This is a genomic window from Sphingomonas sp. T1 (assembly GCF_902506585.1).
Classification (GTDB): Bacteria; Pseudomonadota; Alphaproteobacteria; order Sphingomonadales; family Sphingomonadaceae; genus Sphingomonas; species Sphingomonas aerolata.
On sequence record NZ_LR733875.1, the window covers coordinates 290,207 to 308,839 of the forward strand.

Consider the following 18,633-nt stretch of genomic DNA (forward strand, 5'->3'; position numbering starts at 1 on the left):
CGGCCTGAGGGGACATGATGAAGTATCCGGTATTGGTCGCCATGCTGGCCGTCAGCGGCGTCGCGACGGGCGCTGACGCTGCACAGCGCGCGGCACCGCTCGTGCTGGCGGCGGCGAGCCTGCAGGAATCGATGACCGCGGCCGCCGATGCGTGGGCGGCGAAGGGGCATGTGCGCCCGACGATCTCGTTTGCGGCCTCGTCGGCGCTGGCACGGCAGGTCGAGGCCGGCGCGACAGCGGATCTGTTTATGTCCGCTGACGAGGACTGGATGAATGAGCTGGCGAAGCGCCGCCTGATCGTCCCTGCGTCGCGCGTGACGTTCCTGGGAAACCGGCTGGTCGTCGCGGCGGCGGCGGGGACGACGGTGCGGATCCCGTCACGCCCGCCTGCAGCACTCGCGCGGGTCCTGACCGCGGGGCCACTCGCCATGGCGGATACGCCCGTCCCTGCGGGGCGGTACGGCCAGGAGGCGCTGGAGGCGCTCGGCGTGTGGAAACAGGTCGCACCGCGCGTCGTGCGCGCCGAAAACGTCCGCGCGACGCTGGCGCTCGTCGAACGCGGCGCGGCACCCCTTGGGATCGTCTATGCGACCGACGCCAAGGCATCGACGCGTGTCAGGATCGCGGGCGTGTTTCCCGCATCGACGCATCCGGCGATAACCTATCCGATCGCCCGGCTGATAACGTCGCGCAATCCTGAAGCCGAGGCGTTCCGCCGTTTCCTGACGTCGCGGCAGGGCAAGGCGATCTTCGTGCGTTACGGCTTTTCGGCGCGCTGAGTGACGGATGGGTTCGTCCTGACACCGGCGGAATGGGGGATCGTCGGTCTGTCGCTGAAGGTCGGCGCCGTCGCCATGCTGATCACATTGCCAATCGCGTTCGGCTTCGCCTGGTTGCTGGCCCGCGTGCGGTTTCCCGGGCGGATCCTCGTCGATGCGGTGATCCACCTGCCGCTCGTCGTGCCGCCGGTCGTGACGGGGTGGCTGCTGCTGCTCGCCTTTGCGCCGAACGGCCCGGTGGGCGGCTGGCTGCAGTCGTGGTTCGGGGTCAGCGTGCTGTTCCGCTGGACCGGTGCGGCGATCGCGGCGGGGGTCATGGCGCTGCCGCTGATGGTGCGCGCGATGCGGCTGTCGATCGAGGCGGTCGATGCACGGCTTGAAAGTGCGGCGCGGACGCTGGGCGCGGGGCCGTGGCGGGTGTTCTGGACGGTCACGCTGCCGCTGAGCGTACCGGGCGTGCTCGCGGGCGCGGTTCTCGGCTTCGCGCGATCGATCGGCGAGTTCGGGGCGACGATCACGTTCGTCTCCAACGTGCCGGGCGAGACGCAGACGCTGCCTTTGGCGATCTATTCGGCGCTTCAACAACCAGGCGCGGAGATGCTGGTATGGCGGCTCTCGGCGATTTCGGTCGCGCTGTCGCTGATCGCACTGGTCGCGTCCGAACTGCTGACGCGGCGCGCGGGCAGGGGGCTGCATGTCCTTTGAGATCGACGTCCGCAAGCGACTGGGCGATGCCGAGGTCGCGCTGACGCTGGCGGCGGGCGACGGCGCGACGGTGCTGTTCGGACCGTCCGGCGTCGGCAAGACCAGCATCCTGAAGATGGTCGCCGGGCTGCTCACGCCCGACCAAGGCCGGATCGTCGTCGATGGCGTCACGCTGTTTGGGGAGGGCGTCAACCTGCCACCGGAACACCGCCGTGCGGGCTATGTATTTCAGGAGGCGCGGCTTTTCCCCCATCTGAAGGTGCGCGCTAACCTGCTTTACGGCGCCGGCCGCGACACGTCGGGGTTCGAGGAGCGGATCGGCTTCCTAGGAATCGGGCATCTGCTCGACCGCTGGCCGCGGTCGCTCTCGGGGGGCGAAGCGCAGCGCGTGGCGATCGGACGTGCGTTGCTCAGCAACCCGCGCTTCCTGCTGCTCGACGAGCCGCTGGCGTCGCTCGACCGACCGCGCCGCGAGGAGATCGTCCGCGTGATCGAGCATCTGCGCGACGCGATGCGCTTGCCGATCCTGATGGTGACCCACGACCCCGACGAGGCCGCACGGATCGGCACCCGCGTCGTACGGATGTAGCGCAGGCATGAAAAAGGCGGCCCGGGAAAACCCGGACCGCCTCGTTCGTAGCTCGGTAAAGCGTTTAGCGCTTCGAGAACTGGAAGCTACGACGGGCCTTCGCCTTGCCGTACTTCTTGCGCTCGACGACGCGGCTGTCGCGCGTCAGGAAGCCTGCTGCCTTGACCGATGCACGCAGCACCGGCTCGAAGCGGGTCAGCGCCTGGCTGATGCCATGCTTGACCGCGCCGGCCTGGCCCGAAAGGCCACCGCCCTTGACGGTGCAGACGACGTCATACTGACCTTCGCGCTCGGTGATGCCGAACACCTGGTTGATGACGAGACGCAGCGTCGGACGTGCGAAATACACTTCCTGGTCACGACCGTTGATCGTGATCTTGCCGGTGCCGGGCTTGACCCAGACGCGAGCGACGGCGTCCTTGCGACGGCCGGTCGCATAGGCGCGACCCTGCTTGTCGAGGATCTGCTCGCGGAGCGGCATCGGCTCGCGGACCGGCTCGTTGGAGACGGGCGCTGCGATGTCGCCTTCGCTGGTCGGCAGCGACTGGGCGGCCGGAGCAGCCGGTGCGGGCTGGTTGGTCAGGCTCGCGAGATCGGCGAGCGACTGGCGGTTGTCGGTCATTTACGCACCCACCTTGTTCTTGCGATTCATGCTGGCGATGTCGAGAACCTCGGGGTTCTGTGCCTCATGCGGATGCTCGGTACCCTTGAAGATACGCAGGTTGCGCATCTGCTCACGGCCAAGCGGACCGCGCGGGATCATGCGCTCAACGGCCTTTTCGAGAACGCGCTCCGGGAAGCGGCCGTCGAGAACCTTGGCGGCAGTGATGCCCTTGATGCCGCCGGCATAACCGGTGTGCTTGTAATAGACCTTCTTCGCGGCCTTGTTGCCGGTGAAGCGGATCTTGTCGGCGTTGATCACGACGACGTTGTCACCGCAATCGACATGCGGGGTGAACGACGTCTTGTGCTTGCCGCGCAGGACGTTGGCGATGATCGACGCTGCGCGACCGACCACCAGATCCTCGGCATCGACGATATGCCATTTCTTCTCCACCTCGTGCGGCTTGGCCGACTTGGTGGTCTTCATGAGCGCCTTCATGGGGCTGAGACCTTTGCTGAAACGATATGCGCCGCCACGACGGACGGCGCTAACGAGGCGGCAATGGCAAAAAGGCGTGTTTAAGTCAAGCTTTCCGCCGGTTTCATGGCGGGTATCATGATACCTTGGGCGGATTGCCGAGCCGGTGCGCGGCAAATACCGTGGCGATCAGCAACAGCGCCGCGTTGGCCTGATGCGCGACCGCGACATGGATGGCGACGCCGGTCATGAGCGTCGCGATCCCCAGAAAGACCTGCAGCGTGACGAGCCCGACCACCCAGAAGCCGGCGCGCGAACCATGCTGCGTCGCGCGGACCGCGAGCCATACGAGCCCGGCAGCGGTGGCGAAGGCGAGCCACCGGTGAATGAACTGCACGACGATCGGGTTGTCGACGGCGTTGATCCAGCCGGGTGACAGCATCGGGACGCCGCCCGGGAACAGGCTGTCGCCCATCAGCGGCCAGCTCGCAAAGGCATAGCCAGCGTCGAGCCCTGCGGTGAACGCGCCATAGACCAATTGAACGAACAGCAGCGCGAACGCGGTGATCGCGATCGGCACGAGGCGGGCTGGCGCCGCAAGCTTCGAGCGATGGAGTGCGAGCAGGTCCAGCGCCGTCCAGACGATGCCGGCGAGCGTGACGAGCGCGGTCATCAGATGGACCGCCAGACGAATGTGGCTGACGTCGGTGCGAACGGACAGCCCGGACTTCACCATCCACCAGCCGACCGCGCCCTGAAGCGCACCGAGCGCCAGCAGCGCGCCGAGTCGCCAGCCATAGCCGACCGGGATCTCCCGGCGCAGCGCGAACCACAGGAGCGGGATCGCGAACGCCGCGCCGATCGTCCGTGCCAGCGCGCGATGGAGATATTCCCAGAAGAAGATCGCCTTGAACCCGTCGAGCGTCATGCCACTGTTGAGCTGGCTATATTCGGGGATCTGTTTGTAGTTCGCGAATTCCGCCTGCCACTGCGCAAGCGTGAGTGGCGGGATGATGCCGGTGATCGGCTTCCATTCGGTAATCGAGAGACCCGAATTGGTCAGGCGCGTTATCCCGCCCACGACGACGATACCGACGATCATCGCCGCGACGATAAGAAGCCAGATCGCGACCGCCCGCGGGCGTGCTGTGGACAGGAAGGCGGCACTGGGCTGGAGCATCGCACGGCTCTACGCCTGTCTGACTGGGGCGTCGAGTATCAGGGGTTATCGGCCGCCGGGTTTCTACCGGGCCGGGAGCCGCGCACGGCGCGTTAAGAAAGAGCGCACGCGCAGGATTGATCACGACGTCGATCGAGCGTCCTTTTCCTGGAAAAAAAGCGAGCGGACGGCGGGCGTTCGGTCGAATGTGATGTTGTATCCTTTCCTCTGATGGACTATCTGAGCCGAACGATGTCGATGACCGCCCACCACCATACCCATGCGCATCCGACCTGGATCGCAGGCCTGGATCGCTATGCGATCGGGCTTTCGGGTCTGTGCATGGTGCACTGTCTGGCAACGTCGGTGCTGGTTGCACTGATGTCGACCGCGGGCGGCGTGCTGCTCGATCCTATCTTCCACGAAGTCGGGCTGACGATCGCGATCCTGTTCGGTGCGGTCGCGCTGGGGCGGGGGATCCTTCATCATGGCTATGCGATGCCGGCCGCGATGGGTGCGTTCGGGCTCGGGATCATGGCGGGGGCAATGACGCTGCCGCATGATTCGGGAAGCGGTGAGACGCTCTGGACGATCATAGGTGTCGCGTTGCTCGCGTTCGGGCACGATCTGAACCGCCGCGCCGACAGCTGAGCCGGGCCGCACGATCGCCCCGGCGCGGTCGCTGCTTGTCGCCGGTCCTGCGGCACCCTAGATTCACGGCATAATGGCAACGCATTCGCATTCACATCATGAGCCGCAAGGCGCCGACCTCAATGTTGCCGCACAGGCGACGCTGGAAAAATCGGGCGAACAGTGGACGACGATGCGCGCCAGCGTGTTTTCCGCGCTGGCTGGCTTCGACAAGCCGGCCTCGGCCTATGACATCGCGGAAGCCGTGTCGAAGGCGGAGGGGCGGCGCGTCGCTGCCAACAGCGTTTACCGAATTCTCGACCTCTTCGTGGGTGCGAACCTGGCGCGACGGGTCGAGAGTGCGAACGCGTATGTCGCCAACGCCCATCCCGATTGCCTTCACGACTGCATCTTCCTGGTGTGCGATTCGTGCGGGCAGACGACGCATATCGACAATGACGTGATCACCCGCGGCGTCCGCAACGCGGCGGTTTCGGCCGGTTTCGTGCCTGTCCGCCCGGTCATCGAAGTCCGCGGCCGGTGTGCCGCATGCGAGGCGCAGCGCTGATCGAGGAAGGCTGCTAGCGCCATGACGGGGTAACTAATCTGGCGTCGCTGCGTAGAAATATCCGCAGATGGCGGGGTTTCGTTCGGTAACAATCGACACCAAACCTGTGCTGCGATAAGCCGGTGGGATGGCAGATACTCCTGTAACCCCGTTGCTCGACACGGTTTCGACCCCCGATGACCTGCGCAAGCTGAAACCCGACCAGCTTCGCCGGCTTGCCGATGAACTGCGGACCGAGACGATCTCGGCCGTCGGGACGACCGGTGGCCACCTCGGATCGGGGCTCGGTGTGGTCGAACTGACGACCGCGATTCATTATGTGTTCGATACGCCGCGCGATCGTCTGGTCTGGGACGTCGGGCATCAATGCTATCCGCACAAGATCCTGACGGGCCGCCGCGACCGGATCCGGACGTTGCGCCAGGGTGGCGGCCTCAGCGGCTTCACCAAGCGGAGCGAGAGCGAATACGACCCGTTCGGCGCCGCGCATTCCTCGACGTCGATCTCGGCCGCGCTCGGCTTCGCGGTCGCCAACAAGATCGCGGGCACGCCGGGCAAGGGCATTGCCGTGATCGGCGACGGCGCGATGTCGGCGGGCATGGCCTATGAGGCGATGAACAATGCCGAGCAGGCGGGCAATCGCCTCGTCGTGATCCTGAACGACAATGACATGTCGATCGCGCCGCCGGTCGGCGGCCTGTCGGCCTATCTCAGCCGGATCGTGTCGAGCCGCGAATTCCTGGGCATTCGCGAGCTTGCCAAGAAGCTCGCACGCCGCCTGCCGCGGCCGTTCCACAACGCTGCGCGGAAGACCGACGAGTTCGCACGCGGCATGACGATGGGCGGTACGCTGTTCGAGGAACTCGGCTTTTATTATGTCGGCCCGATCGACGGGCATAATCTCGAGCATCTGATTCCCGTGCTCGAGAATGTGCGCGACGCGGAGGAGGGCCCGATCCTCGTCCATGTCGTGACCAAGAAGGGCAAGGGCTATGCGCCCGCCGAGGCCGCGGCCGACAAATATCACGGCGTGCAGAAGTTCGACGTGATCTCGGGCGTGCAGACCAAGGCCCCGCCGGGACCGCCGCAATATCAGAACGTCTTCGGTGCGCAGCTCGTCGCCGAGGCCGCCAAGGACGACCGGATCTGTGCGATCACCGCGGCGATGCCGTCGGGCACCGGCCTCGATGCGTTCGCCAAGGCCTATCCCGATCGCTTCTTCGATGTCGGCATCGCCGAACAGCACGGCGTGACCTTCGCGGCGGGGCTTGCCGCGCAGGGGATGCGGCCGTTCTGCGCGATTTATTCGACGTTCCTGCAGCGGGCCTATGACCAGGTCGTCCATGACGTCGCGATCCAGAACCTGCCGGTGCGCTTCGCGATCGATCGCGCCGGGCTGGTCGGAGCGGATGGCGCGACGCATGCCGGATCGTTCGATGTGACCTATCTCGCGACGCTGCCGAATTTCGTCGTGATGGCGGCGGCGGACGAAGCCGAGCTGGTCCATATGACGCACACCGCGGCGCAGTATGACACCGGGCCGATCGCGGTGCGCTACCCGCGCGGCAACGGCACGGGCGTCGCCTTGCCTGCCACGCCCGAACTGCTCGAGATCGGCAAGGGCCGGATCGTTCGTGAGGGCAAGGCCGTGGCGATCCTGTCGCTCGGCACGCGGCTCGAGGAGGCGTTGAAGGCCGCCGATGTGCTCGAGGCCAAGGGGTTGTCGACCACCGTCGCCGATCTGCGCTTCGCCAAGCCTCTCGACGTCGAGATGATCCGCAAGCTGCTCACCACGCACGAGGTCGCGGTCACGATCGAGGAGGGCGCGGTCGGCGGTTTTGGGGCGCATGTGCTGACGCTGGCCAGTGATGAAGGGCTGATCGATGGCGGGCTGAAGCTGCGCACGCTGCGCCTACCGGATCTCTTCCAGGATCAGGACAAGCCCGACGCGCAATATGCCGAGGCCGGGCTCGATTCGGCGGCGCTGGTGGAAACCGTGCTTAAGGCGCTGCGCCATAATTCGGGCGGGGTCGCCGAAGCGCGCGCATGAGCGGGCCGACCAAGGCCATCGTGATCATCGCGCTCGCGGTGATCGTGATGGTGTCGCTGAACATCGCCATGTGGCGGCGGATGCGCGCCGGTCTGGCCGCGGCACGCGCCGCGGACCAGCAGGATCAGCAGATGCCGGCAGACGACACACTGCGCGGCTGATCCGGAACGACTGCCCGACTCGCGCCTGCCTATCTGCCCAGATAGTGGGAGTGGGCCGCGTCGGTTGCGCTGACGGCGAGGATCGATCGCGCCTGGCTCGGCGGCAGCGCTTGCCCGTGACCGTCGCCACTCGCGGCGATCACCCGCTCGAGCAGATCCTGTCCCTCGCGCCACCAGCCGATACCGCTCGCGGCATTGAGATGCCCCTGCGGGCCGGCATCGACGAAATGACTGCCCCAGTCGGCGGCCATGCTGTGCGCGCGATCGGGCGTAACCCACGGATCGTCGCTGCTCGCGACGACGATCGAGGGGAAGGGCAGGGGGCCGCGCGGGGTCGGTGAAAAGCCCTTGAGCTCGGCCTGGGCCCCACCGCGATCGACATCGGCGGGCGCGACGAGCAATGCCCCCGCGACGGGCCAGCCATAGGGTTGCGGGCTCAGCTCGGCCCACCACGCCACCGCAAGGCAGCCAAGACTGTGCGCGGCAAGGATGACGGGGGCCTGCGCGCGCCGGATCGCCTCGTCGAGTCGCGTAACCCAGGCGTTGCGATGCGGCGTGTTCCACATCCCCAGTTCGACCCGGACGGTATCCGGCCGGGCATCTTCCCACAGGGTCTGCCAATGGGACGGGCCGGAGCCACCGAGCCCGGGAACCGTCAGGATGGTCGGTTGAACGCTATCATATGGTGCAAAAGAACCCACGACGCCTCTCCTTCTCCAGACCCCCGAAGCCCGGGGGTGGGATCGTGATCGATCGCCGCTCTAGGGGACGTCGACCGATCACGATCCCAGTCCGCAAGATAATCCTACCAGTTCAGTGGGCAATAGACATTGCGGCAAAAGGAAGGCAGCTTGCGATGATCGGACGCCGGGGCGATAGGCTGGGCGTATGGCAAAGCAACGCGCGGACCAGATGCTGGTCGACAGGGGACTGGTCGAGTCGCGGACGCGCGCCCAGGCGCTGATCATGGCGGGGCTGGTCTTTGCCGGCACGCGCAAGGTCGACAAGCCGGGGCAGACGCTGGCGGACGACGTCGTCCTCGACGTGCGGGGTCGCGATCACCCCTGGGTGTCGCGCGGCGGGATCAAGCTTGCGCACGGGCTCACACATTTCGGCTGGACGGTCACGGATGCGGTGGCGATCGACGTCGGCTCGTCGACCGGTGGGTTTACCGACGTGCTGCTCAGCAACGGGGTCGCCCGCGTCTATGCCGTCGACAGCGGGACCAACCAGCTTGCGTGGAAACTCCGCCAGGACCCGCGCGTGATCGTCCATGAACAGACCAGCGCGCGCATCCTGACCGACGCGCATATCCCCGAACCGGTCGACCTGATCGTCTGCGATGCTAGCTTTATCGGGCTGGCCAAGGTGCTCGAGCGCCCGATCGGATTCGCACGTCCCGGCGCGCGGCTGCTCGCGCTCGTCAAGCCGCAGTTCGAGGCGGGGCGCGAAGAGGTCGGAAAGGGCGGGGTGATCCGCGATCCGGCCGTCCATGCGCGCGTCTGCGGCGAGGTCGCGGTCTGGCTCGAGGCAAAGGGCTGGCAGGTCGAGGGCGTCGTCGAGAGCCCGATCACCGGCCCCGAGGGCAATATCGAGTTCCTGATCGCCGCGCATGCGATCGCCGCGCCACGCGACTGAGGATCCGGATGCTGCCCGCGCTGGACCCGGATCGGCCATCGCAGAATGACACACTTCCCGATCGGTCCATGCATGTTGCGGTTTACGGCAGGGCGTTCCCGCGGCAGGACTAAGCCGATCAGTCTTGAAAGGACGTATGTGGGAGGCATCGCTTCGAAGGGCCAGCTGAGGATGTCGTTCCTGCGCTGGGCGATCGTGACCGTTCCGTTGATCGTCCTGCTGGGCTTTCTGGCCGGGCGCGCGGTCCCGGTGGGGAGCGAAAGTGCCTGGTACACCAGCCTGGTGAAGCCCGCGCTCACTCCGCCAGGCTGGGCGTTTCCGGTCGCCTGGTCGACGCTCTACGTGCTGCTCGGCCTGGCTCTCGCAATGATCCTCAATGCGCGCGGCGCGCGGGGGCGAGGGCGCGCGATCGCCTTGTTTGCCGCGCAGTTCGTGTTGAATCTTGCCTGGACGCCGCTGTTCTTCGGCGCGCACCGAATCGGGGCGTCGGTGCTCGTCATCGTCGCGATGCTGCTGCTCTCGATCGCGGCGACATTCCTGTTCGCGCGTATCCGGCGCGGGGCGGCGTGGCTGATGGTGCCCTATATGGTGTGGATCAGCTTTGCGGGAATGCTCACATACGGTATAGGCCGGCTCAACCCCGAGGCCGAAACCCTTGTGCCGACGACGCGCACCTCCCAGATGTTGTGAAGAGGCGCGCGGCGCGAGTTACTAGCAGGATGATGACAATGCAGTCCGAAAACCGGATGTTCGACGATTTCGTGAAGGTCCTCAACGGCGCCGCAGGAACCTTTGCCGGTGTCGGCCGCGAAGCGCAGTCTGGGGTTCGCGAGCGTGCCCGTGAATGGCTCGGCGGCCTCGATTTCGTGAGCCGTGAGGAGTTCGACGCGGTCAAGTCGATGGCGGCCGCCGCGCGCGACGAAAATGACGCGCTGAAGGCCCGGCTCGACGCTCTCGAAGCAAAAATGCAGGTCGGCGTCTGACTTTTCCACAGATTTCTGGGCATTCGGATCGAACGGGGTTGTCGGAGCATTTTTGCCCCGGCACCCTTTGTCGCGTGACAAGGAGTGCCAGGACGTAATGATGCTCGACCACGCCGACCATGACCAGGACGATGCTGCGCCCATCGACATGCTCGAAGCCTATTATGCTGCGCATGGATGGGAACATGAACGTCACGACGACGAGATCGTCGCGACCGTAAAGGGCAGCTGGACGACGTACGAACTGCGCGCCTTGTGGCGCGAGGATGACAGCGTGCTGCAGTTCCTGGCGTTTCCGGACATCAAGGTGCCCGATGAACGGCGTCAGGCGGTCTACGAGACGATCGGGCTCGCCAACGAGCAGCTCTGGATCGGCCATTTCGAACTCTGGTCGACGAGCGGGATCCTGCTGTTCCGTCACGCGGCGATGGTCGATGGCGGTGAGGATGGCACGATGTCGCTGTCGGCTGCCGAACTGCTCGTCGAATCGGCGATCGAGGAATGCGAGCGCTTCTATCCGGTGTTCCAGTTCGTCCTGTGGGGCGGGAAGACGCCGGCGGACGCGCTTGCCTCGGCATTGATCGAAACCCAGGGCGAGGCGTGATCACGCGCGTTTCCCCGGGCGCGGCGTGCCGATGACCGGGCGGATCCTGATGATCGGCTGTGGCAATATGGGCGGGGCGATGCTGGCCCGCTGGCTTGCCGACGGCCTTTCACCCGACAGCGTGACCGTCGTCAGTCCCAGTTTGCGCGTGATGCCACCCGGTGTGCACGTCGTCGCCGCTTTGCCCGACCCCGACGACTTTTCTGCCGAAACCGTCATGCTCGCGCTGAAGCCGCAGCAGCTCGGCGCGCTGAAGACGCCGGTGTTCGCGCGCTATGCGCCAAAGCTGCTGATTTCGATCCTCGCGGGGGTCGAGATCGCCGCACTCGACCGTCTGTCTCAGGCACAGGCGGTGGTTCGGGCGATGCCCAACCTGCCGGTTGCGATCGGCCGCGGCGTGGTTGCGCTGCACGGCGCGACGGATGACGGCGCGGCGCGTGCGACCGCGGAGGCGTTGATGACGCCGCTCGGCCTGGTCGAGTGGATCGCCGCAGAGGCGCAGTTCGATGCCGTCACCGCGCTGGCAGGATGCGGGCCGGGTTTCGTGTTCCGCTTTGCCGACGCGCTGGCCAAGGCGGGGCAGGCGCTCGGCCTGCCGGCGGATCAGGCGGCTCGGCTCGCGATCGCGACGCTCGACGGATCTGCGCGGATGGCCGGTGCTGCGGACGTTTCGCCGGCGGTGCTGGCGGACCGGGTCGCGAGCCCTGGTGGGTCGACGCGGGAAGGGCTGAACGTGCTCGACGACGGCGATGCACTGGTCTCCCTGATGTCCCGCACGCTGGCGGCCTCGGCACGGCGGAATGCGCAGATGGCGGCAAACGCCCGCGGCGACCTCGCGCCGCTTTAGTCAGCCGCGCAGCTTTATCACCTGCTCGCGTTCCTCTTCCGGAATCAGGCCTTCGAGCACCGCCCAATAGCCCGCAACCGCACCATGGCCGGCGTGATTATAGGCTGCGGACATCTTCTGTCGCGCGGCTTCGAACAGGTCGCTCTCCATCTTGCTGCCGACCGGCGTCAAGCGCAGCAGCCGCTGACGCCGGTCACGATCGCCGGGACGGACCTCGATAAAGCCACGATCGCTAAGTTCGTTCAGCACGCGACCGAGCGACTGCTTGGTGATCGCGAGCAGCGACAGCAGCTCGCTGACCGTCATGTCCGGCTTGCGGGCGATGAAATACAGGGCGCGGTGGTGCGCGCGCCCCAGCCCCTGCTCCGCGAGCCCCGCATCGATCGACCGGACCAGATGGCTCTGACCAAAGTACAGGAGTTCCATGCCGCGACGCAGTTCGGGTTCGCGAAGAAACAGGGGTGAAGCGGGTGATGCTGAGGCAGCCATGTTGACCGGTTTAGTCTTCGGTCCTAGTCGACGGCAAGCCGTGGAAAGAGAGAAAAATTCAATGCATCCTCCGTTGTCGCAGGCCTCATCGTCCCCAGACGCGAGCATGACATTTTCGTTCGAACCGTGTGGCGATCCGGTCGCTGCGAACGAGCGTGCGCAGCGCCTGATCGATCCCGGCTTCGGCCGGGTCTTCACCGACCATATGGCGATGATCCGCTTCAGTGACGCGAAGGGCTGGCACGATGCCAGGATCACCACGCGCGCGCCGATCATGATGGATCCCGCATCGTCTGTTCTGCACTATGCGCAGGAAATCTTCGAGGGGATGAAGGCCTATCGACTCGCCGATGGCGGCACCGCGCTCTTCCGGCCCGAAGCCAATGCGCGGCGTTTCCAGGATTCGGCACGCCGGATGGCGATGCCGGAGCTTCCCGAGTCGCTGTTCCTCGAATCGGTCGAGCGGCTGGTCCGGACGGATCAGGACTGGATTCCCGACAGCGACGGCGGCGCGTTGTATCTGCGACCGTTCATGTTCGCGAGCGAGGTGTTCCTGGGGGTCAAGCCGAGCGCGGAATATCTCTACATGGTGCTCGCCTCGTCGGTCGGTGCCTATTTCAAGGGCGGTGCCTCGGCGGTCTCGATCTGGGTCAGCCAGCATTACACGCGCGCGGCACAGGGCGGCACGGGTGCGGCGAAGTGCGGCGGCAATTATGCCGCCAGCCTGCTCGCGCAGAAGGAAGCGATCAGCCAGGGCTGTGACCAGGTCGTCTTCCTCGATGCGGTCGAGCGTCGCTGGGTCGAGGAACTCGGCGGCATGAACGTCTTCTTCGTGTTTGCGGACGGCAGCCTGTCGACCCCCGCTCTCACGGGCACGATCCTGCCCGGCATCACCCGCGATTCGATCCTGACGCTCGCGCGGGCGCAGGGGATCACCGTGCGCGAGGAGCCCTATGCGATTGACCAGTGGCGCGCCGACGCGGCGAGCGGCAAGCTTGTCGAGGCGTTCGCCTGCGGCACTGCCGCGGTCGTGACCCCGATCGGGACCGTCGCGTCGCCCGAGGGCCGCTTCACGATCGGCGGCGGCGAGCCGGGCGCGATGACGCTGCGGATCCGCGATTCGCTCGTCGCGATCCAGCGCGGTCTGGCGCCGGATGCCAATGGGTGGGTCCATCGACTCGATTAAGACGCGATAGGGCTTTTCTCGTCGGGGCGCGCCGCTATAAGGCCGCCTCTGCTGGGGCGTCGCCAAGTGGTAAGGCAGCGGCTTTTGATGCCGCCATGCGCAGGTTCGAACCCTGCCGCCCCAGCCAGTTCTTCCTGCGTCTATCGGTTCTGCCATATATGGGGAGCCGAGGATTGAGTGAAAGCAGGCGGTGATGACCCATCCTTATGATCTTGAACGGTTCGTCACTGCGCAGGCTGCAGTCTACGAGTCCGCGCTTGCCGAGATACGCCGCGGCGCCAAGCGTAGTCACTGGATGTGGTTCATCTTCCCGCAGATTGCCGGGCTCGGACGAAGCCCGATGGCGCAGCATTATGCGATCGTGTCACTCGAGGAAGCGCGGGCCTATCTCGCGCATCCGGTGCTCGGGGCGCGTCTGCGGCAATGCGTGGAAGCGCTCGACGCGCTGACGGGGGTGACCGCCCGGGCCGTTTTCGGTGAGGTCGATGCGATGAAGCTGCGATCGTCGCTGACGCTGTTTCGCGAGGCGGGGGCCGATCCGCTTTTCGGTGCCGCGCTTGATCGCTGGTTTGCCGGGACGAGCGACGCGGCCACCCTCGGCCTCATCGACAGACCAAGCTGACGACGATCCGCGTCGCGTCGATCAGTCCTCGGCCCAGCGCCGGAGAAGGTTGGATTGCGTCTTGGCGAGCAGGTCGAGTTCGGGCGTCTTGCCCAGCCGTTCGAAGAGCGCGTGTCGGGCGGTTTCAAGGTCGAACAGCAGTTCCCGCGCATCCGCGTCCCGAACGAGGCTCCGGACCCAGGTCACCGCGGCAAGCCGCTCGCCCGACACGACTGGCGCCACGCGGTGCAGCGAGGTCGTCGGATAGCAGACCGCCGAGCCCGCAGGCAGCTTGACGTCCTGTTCGCCGGCGGCGGATTCGATCACCAGATCGCCGCCGTCATAGTCTTCCGGATCGCTGAGGAAGACGGTTACCGACACATCGGTCCGCATCCCGCCCATGATCGCATCGTCGACATGGCTGCCATAGGCCATGCCCGCATCATAGCGGCTGAAGAGCGGCGGGCGGACGACATGCGGCCGCGTCGCCATGCGGAACAGGGCATTGTCGAGCAGCCGGTCGACGACCAGGTCCTGCATCTCGGCGAGCAACGGGTCGCCGCGGTCGACCTGTTCGTTGCGTTTGACAGGGCGTGCCTCGCGCCCCGCCGTCCGTCGGCCGTCGACATAGCGGGTCTTGCGCATATTATCTCGCAGCCACTGGAGATTGTCGGCATCCAGGACGTTGGCAATCATGATCATCATGGGAAATCTCGCAAATCCGGCATGGAGCCGGGTGACGCGCCCCTAACAGTTCAGTGCCTTCCCGGCCAACGTGTCGGGACCGAGGAGATAGTATGCGTACGAAATTGTGGATGGGCGTCGGCGCCTTTGTGATCGCGCAATCGGGCCATGCCGTCATCGGCGACGCGGCCGCCAAGCCATTGTCGCCGCCGGCTCAGCAGGTCGGTGAAGGTGAGGGCGAGGGCGAGGGCGAAGGTCGGCGCGTCGTTCGGTCGGGCAAGGCTCGGCATGCGGTGACGTCGCCGCGGCGCGCGCGGGCTGCGCAGCAGCAGCGTGGCCAGCGCGGCGAAGGCGAGTATGAGGGTGGTGAGAACGAGCGCGGCGAGGGTGGCGAAAACGAGGGCGGCGAGGGCGAACGCTGATCCGGCTACGCCCTTTGGCGTGACCAGCACTGCCGCACGGATCGGCATGATCCGTGCGGCAGTCACGAGACTGCACCATGGGCATCGCCCCGGCGGTGACGAACGGACGGTCAGTCGGTGCGTGATCCGCTCGGCTTGGCGCGATAGCGATCGAACCAGGCGATGATCGCCGAGGCCTTTGCCGCGGATTGCGACGGCCGTGCGGTGAAGCCGCCATGGCTCGCCCCCGGCACCTTGACGAGCGCGGTCGGTACGCCGCGGATCTGCAACGCGGCGTAATATTGCTCGGATTCCGAAACCGGCGTGCGGTAATCGTCGCTGCCCACCACGACCAGGGTCGGCGTCTTGACGTTGCCGACGAGACTGAGCGGCGAGCGGTTCCAGTAGCTCATCGGATCCTCCCATGGCAGCTTGCTGAACCAGTAGCGCGAGGTGAACAGCGTATTGTCCATCGTCAGCGCCTCGCTCGCCCAGTTGATCACCGGCTTCTGCGTCGCCGCGGCCTTGAACCGGTCGGTCTTGCCGACGATCCAGGCGGTCAACACGCCGCCGCCCGATCCGCCGGTGACGAACAGATTGTCGGCATCCGCGGTCCCATCCGCTATCGCCGCGTCGACCGCGGCGATCAGGTCGCCATAATCGTCGGACGGGTATTTCTTGTCGATCAGGTTGGCGAACTCCTCGCCGTACGAGGTCGAGCCGCGCGGATTGGTCCACAGCACGGCATAGCCCGCCGCGGCATAGAGCTGCATGTCGGTCGCGAACCCCGGGCCGTAGGCGCTATTGGGGCCACCATGGATTTCCAGGATCAGCGGCACGCGCTGGCCGGGGGTTCGCGTGGCGGGCGTCGCGAGCCACGCGTCGATCGCGCGGCCATCGGGCGCGGTCACCGCGATCTTGCGGATCGGCGCGAGCGTCTTGGCGCCGGTCATCACCGCGTTGAGCTGCGTCAGCCGCCGTGACTTGCCACCGCTCGACACCCAGATATCGGCAGGAGCGCTGCCGTCGCCGCCGGTATAGGCGATCGTCCCGCCTCTCGCGACGGAGAACTCGCCTCCGGTATAGGGCCGGTCGAGCCCGCCGCCCGCGACATTGTCGACCAGCGGCGTCGTCCGGCCGTCGAGGCCGATGCGCGCAATCCGGCGCTGGCCGTGATCGTCATAGCTTGCATAAAGACTGCGCCCGTCGGCGGCCCACACCGCATCCTCGATCCCGCGATCGAGCGCGGCGGTCAGCGAGCGGGGACTGCCGGCGTTGCGGTCCCCGAGGTAGAGCTGGGTGTTCTCGTAACTGCGCCGCTTGTCGTCGAAGCCGAGCCACGCGATCCGCGTGCCGTCGGGGGAGATCCGCGGCTGCGCATCGGGGCCGTCGCGGGTCGTCAGCGTCCGCATCGCGCCGCTCGTCGTGTCGACCGCGATGAGGTCCGAATTCATCACCTGCCGCTCGGCATCGGGCCCGCGGATCGCGGCGAACACGATCCCGCGGCCGTCGGGCGTCCATGACAAGGGTCCGCCGTCATCGAACGCGCCGAAGGTCAGCTGTTGCGGCGCGCCGCCGTCCGCCGCGACGACGAACAGATGATCGCGGCCGGGCTTCACATAGCCGGGGCCATCGTTGCGATAATTGACGCGGTCGATCACCGTCAGCGGCTCGGCCCATTTCGCGCCCTCGGGCTTGGGCGGTGCCTTGCCGAGCGTCGTCGCTTCGCCCGCGACGGTCGCGACGTAAGCGAGCCGGGTGCCGTCGGGCGACCAGGCGAGCGCCTGCGGATCGCCGGGAAAGCCCGTCACCCGCGCGCTCGTGCCGGTCGCGATCCAGCGAACGAACAGTTGCGACTGCTCGCCGTCGCGCGCGGCATAGGCGACGCGCGTGCCGTCGGGGGACCAGCGCGGGTCGGACCCTTGCGCGGCGAACGGCGACTGGCGACCGGTCGCGACGTCGATCAACCACAGCGACGACTGGACACGGTCGGTCATGACGTCGGCGGTGCGGCGGACATAGACGATCGTGCGTCCGTCAGGGCTGATCTGCGGGTCCGCGGCGATCGACAGGCCGAACAGGTCGGCGCCGGTGAAGCGCCGCGTCGGGGCGTCGGCCGGGGCCGCGATCGGCTGCTGCTGCGCGACGGCGGGGGCAGCCGACAACAGGGCGAGAACAAGGGTGAGGCGCAAGCACGGCTCCTTTGACGATGATCGAGGCGCGATCATGCCCGATCCCCCGGCCCGTGCAAGGGCAGGGCCGGGGGCGTTATGGGTCGGGTGATCGTCAGCCAGTCGGCGCTAGGAACACCGCCCCGGGGACGCGCAGGGTCTGATCGGTCGGCGCGAGACGGCCGTCCTTGCCAAGCGCCATGACCGCGATCGTGCCCGACCGCTCGTTCGCGACGAGCATCTGCCGCTGATCCTCGAGCAGCAGGAAGATGCGCGGCCAGTGTCCGCCGGCGGCGATGTGCTGGACGAGGGTCGGTACTCCGTCGCGATCAAGTGCGAACACCGCGATGCTGTCAGCGCCGCGGTTCGAGACGTAGAGATGCCGGCCGGCGCGATCGATCGCGATGTGCGCGGCCTGGGACGACCCGACATGGCCATCGGGCAGGGTGGATACCTGCGTGCGGGTGGTGAAACGCCCGTCCGGCTGTGCATCGAGCGCGGTCACGGTATTGGCGAGTTCGGCAACGACATAGGCGCGCGGCAGGCGGGGATGCCAGACGAGGTGGCGCGGTCCCGTTCCCAGCGGCGCGCGCCAAGCCGGGACCGGTGCGGCAAGGCTGCGCGCGCCCGGATCGAACCGATAGGCGAAGATCGTGTCGGCGCCGAGGTCGACCGAATGCAGCCAGTGCCGATCGGGGCTGAACCCGACCCAATGCGCATGCGGCCCCTCCTGACGGCTCTTGTCTGGACCGGTCCCCTCATGGCGGAAGATCGTCGGTTCGCCCGGCGCACCGGTCGCGGGATCGATGCGGTAGAAGCCGACACTGCCGCTCGAATAATTGGCAATGGCGAGGCAGCCGGACGCGTCGTCAAACGCAGCATGGCAGGGATCGGCGCCACCCGACGGCATCGTGCCGCGGGCTTTCCAGTCGGGCGTGAAGCCGGTCACCGACCCTTTCGCCTGCTCGCGCAGGACATACCATAGCCCGGTGCGGGGTGCCCGCACCGCAAACGACGCGTCGTCGATCCCGGCGACCGGCGGCTCGACCTGCCAGCGATTGCGCGCCCGGTCATGCGACAGCGTGTACAGACCCTTGCCGCCCTCGCGCGCATAGGTGCCGACGAGCACGCGGGCGTCGCGCGGCGATGGCGGTGCGGCGCGCAGACCGGTGGCGAGCGTCGCGGTCGCCATGCCGCAGAGCAATGTGCGGCGGGTGATGTTATTGAAAACAGGTGGCGTCATGGATGGCGGTCCGATGGTTGATCCTCCACCCCAGCTTACCATCTAAGAAGCGGTCTCGCGCAAG

General features: G+C 66.7%; 23 protein-coding genes and 1 tRNA gene. 16 read left to right on the forward strand and 8 right to left on the reverse strand.

Going from position 1 to position 18,633, the window contains the following annotated elements:
• Positions 1-17: 17 nt before the first annotated feature.
• From modA to GV027_RS01265, 3 genes are read left to right on the forward strand one after another with little or no spacing between them, the layout of a single operon-like run.
• Positions 18-779, forward strand: a complete 762-nt coding sequence (modA, locus tag GV027_RS01255; protein WP_159512669.1) for a molybdate ABC transporter substrate-binding protein — start codon at positions 18-20, stop codon at positions 777-779.
• Entirely contained in the window at positions 780-1,484 is a 705-nt protein-coding gene (modB, locus tag GV027_RS01260) for a molybdate ABC transporter permease subunit (protein ID WP_037530133.1), read from the forward strand. It abuts the gene before it with no gap.
• Entirely contained in the window at positions 1,474-2,073 is a 600-nt protein-coding gene (locus tag GV027_RS01265) for an ATP-binding cassette domain-containing protein (protein WP_159510700.1), read from the forward strand. The genes modB and GV027_RS01265 overlap by 11 nt, the downstream gene beginning before the upstream one ends.
• Positions 2,074-2,137: 64 nt before the next feature.
• On the opposite strand, the gene rpsI is transcribed toward GV027_RS01265, so the two are convergent.
• From rpsI to GV027_RS01280, 3 genes are all read right to left on the reverse strand, one after another.
• Positions 2,138-2,695, reverse strand: a complete 558-nt coding sequence (rpsI, locus tag GV027_RS01270) for a 30S ribosomal protein S9 (RefSeq protein WP_043157976.1) — start codon at positions 2,693-2,695, stop codon at positions 2,138-2,140.
• On the reverse strand, positions 2,696-3,175 hold the full coding sequence (gene rplM, locus GV027_RS01275; RefSeq protein WP_037530138.1) for a 50S ribosomal protein L13: 480 nt from the start codon (positions 3,173-3,175) through the stop codon (positions 2,696-2,698). It abuts the gene before it with no gap.
• A 115-nt stretch (positions 3,176-3,290) separates the two neighbouring features.
• Positions 3,291-4,334, reverse strand: a complete 1,044-nt coding sequence (locus GV027_RS01280; RefSeq protein ID WP_159510701.1) for a COX15/CtaA family protein — start codon at positions 4,332-4,334, stop codon at positions 3,291-3,293.
• A gap of 237 nt (positions 4,335-4,571) precedes the next feature.
• Between GV027_RS01280 and GV027_RS01285 the strand changes: the two genes are divergently transcribed.
• The 4 genes from GV027_RS01285 to GV027_RS01300 all read left to right on the forward strand — a co-directional run bounded on the left by GV027_RS01285 (position 4,572) and on the right by GV027_RS01300 (position 7,722).
• Positions 4,572-4,964, forward strand: coding sequence for a MerC domain-containing protein (locus tag GV027_RS01285; RefSeq protein WP_236558992.1), 393 nt, complete (start codon positions 4,572-4,574; stop codon positions 4,962-4,964).
• A gap of 73 nt (positions 4,965-5,037) precedes the next feature.
• Positions 5,038-5,511, forward strand: a complete 474-nt coding sequence (locus GV027_RS01290) for a Fur family transcriptional regulator (protein WP_107933086.1) — start codon at positions 5,038-5,040, stop codon at positions 5,509-5,511.
• 127 nt (positions 5,512-5,638) lie between these two features.
• Positions 5,639-7,561 (forward strand): 1-deoxy-D-xylulose-5-phosphate synthase, encoded by a 1,923-nt coding sequence (gene dxs, locus GV027_RS01295; protein ID WP_159510703.1) that lies wholly within the window; start codon positions 5,639-5,641, stop codon positions 7,559-7,561.
• The gene (locus GV027_RS01300; RefSeq protein WP_159510704.1) at positions 7,558-7,722 is read left to right on the forward strand and encodes a hypothetical protein; all 165 of its coding nucleotides are present in this window, start codon (positions 7,558-7,560) and stop codon (positions 7,720-7,722) included. Before dxs ends, GV027_RS01300 begins: the two co-directional genes overlap by 4 nt.
• Before the next feature lie 29 nt (positions 7,723-7,751).
• Here GV027_RS01300 and GV027_RS01305 read toward each other — a convergent pair whose 3' ends face one another.
• Positions 7,752-8,423 carry an RBBP9/YdeN family alpha/beta hydrolase gene (locus tag GV027_RS01305; protein ID WP_031439324.1) on the reverse strand — a complete coding sequence of 224 codons (672 nt, stop codon included), beginning with the start codon at positions 8,421-8,423 and terminating at the stop codon, positions 7,752-7,754.
• Positions 8,424-8,610: 187 nt separating this feature from the next.
• On the opposite strand from GV027_RS01305, the gene GV027_RS01310 reads away from it, so the two are divergent.
• From GV027_RS01310 to GV027_RS01330, 5 genes are all read left to right on the forward strand, one after another.
• The gene (locus GV027_RS01310; protein ID WP_159510705.1) at positions 8,611-9,360 is read left to right on the forward strand and encodes a TlyA family RNA methyltransferase; all 750 of its coding nucleotides are present in this window, start codon (positions 8,611-8,613) and stop codon (positions 9,358-9,360) included.
• A 171-nt stretch (positions 9,361-9,531) separates the two neighbouring features.
• On the forward strand, positions 9,532-10,050 hold the full coding sequence (locus GV027_RS01315; RefSeq protein WP_107933094.1) for a TspO/MBR family protein: 519 nt from the start codon (positions 9,532-9,534) through the stop codon (positions 10,048-10,050).
• Between the two features lie 38 nt (positions 10,051-10,088).
• Positions 10,089-10,343, forward strand: coding sequence for an accessory factor UbiK family protein (locus tag GV027_RS01320; protein WP_031395657.1), 255 nt, complete (start codon positions 10,089-10,091; stop codon positions 10,341-10,343).
• A 97-nt stretch (positions 10,344-10,440) separates the two neighbouring features.
• Positions 10,441-10,947, forward strand: a complete 507-nt coding sequence (locus GV027_RS01325; protein ID WP_031395656.1) for a YbjN domain-containing protein — start codon at positions 10,441-10,443, stop codon at positions 10,945-10,947.
• 31 nt (positions 10,948-10,978) lie between these two features.
• Positions 10,979-11,794, forward strand: a complete 816-nt coding sequence (locus GV027_RS01330; protein ID WP_159510706.1) for a pyrroline-5-carboxylate reductase family protein — start codon at positions 10,979-10,981, stop codon at positions 11,792-11,794.
• On the opposite strand, the gene GV027_RS01335 is transcribed toward GV027_RS01330, so the two are convergent.
• A complete protein-coding gene (locus GV027_RS01335) occupies positions 11,795-12,283 on the reverse strand; it encodes a MarR family transcriptional regulator (protein ID WP_031395654.1) in 489 nt (162 codons plus the stop codon).
• A gap of 106 nt (positions 12,284-12,389) precedes the next feature.
• On the opposite strand from GV027_RS01335, the gene GV027_RS01340 reads away from it, so the two are divergent.
• The 3 genes from GV027_RS01340 to GV027_RS01350 all read left to right on the forward strand — a co-directional run bounded on the left by GV027_RS01340 (position 12,390) and on the right by GV027_RS01350 (position 14,091).
• A complete protein-coding gene (locus GV027_RS01340) occupies positions 12,390-13,469 on the forward strand; it encodes a branched-chain amino acid aminotransferase (RefSeq protein ID WP_031395653.1) in 1,080 nt (359 codons plus the stop codon).
• Between the two features lie 52 nt (positions 13,470-13,521).
• Positions 13,522-13,596 (forward strand) — tRNA-Gln (locus GV027_RS01345).
• 66 nt (positions 13,597-13,662) lie between these two features.
• On the forward strand, positions 13,663-14,091 hold the full coding sequence (locus GV027_RS01350) for a DUF1810 domain-containing protein (protein WP_159510707.1): 429 nt from the start codon (positions 13,663-13,665) through the stop codon (positions 14,089-14,091).
• A 21-nt stretch (positions 14,092-14,112) separates the two neighbouring features.
• Here GV027_RS01350 and GV027_RS01355 read toward each other — a convergent pair whose 3' ends face one another.
• Positions 14,113-14,775, reverse strand: coding sequence for a Fe2+-dependent dioxygenase (locus GV027_RS01355; protein ID WP_159510708.1), 663 nt, complete (start codon positions 14,773-14,775; stop codon positions 14,113-14,115).
• Between the two features lie 92 nt (positions 14,776-14,867).
• Between GV027_RS01355 and GV027_RS01360 the strand changes: the two genes are divergently transcribed.
• Positions 14,868-15,176 (forward strand): hypothetical protein, encoded by a 309-nt coding sequence (locus tag GV027_RS01360; protein WP_159510709.1) that lies wholly within the window; start codon positions 14,868-14,870, stop codon positions 15,174-15,176.
• 110 nt (positions 15,177-15,286) lie between these two features.
• Here GV027_RS01360 and GV027_RS01365 read toward each other — a convergent pair whose 3' ends face one another.
• Both GV027_RS01365 and GV027_RS01370 read right to left on the reverse strand, forming a co-directional pair.
• Positions 15,287-17,383, reverse strand: a complete 2,097-nt coding sequence (locus GV027_RS01365; protein WP_159510710.1) for an alpha/beta hydrolase family protein — start codon at positions 17,381-17,383, stop codon at positions 15,287-15,289.
• Between the two features lie 58 nt (positions 17,384-17,441).
• Entirely contained in the window at positions 17,442-18,569 is a 1,128-nt protein-coding gene (locus GV027_RS01370; RefSeq protein ID WP_236558994.1) for a lactonase family protein, read from the reverse strand.
• Positions 18,570-18,633: the final 64 nt, after the last annotated feature.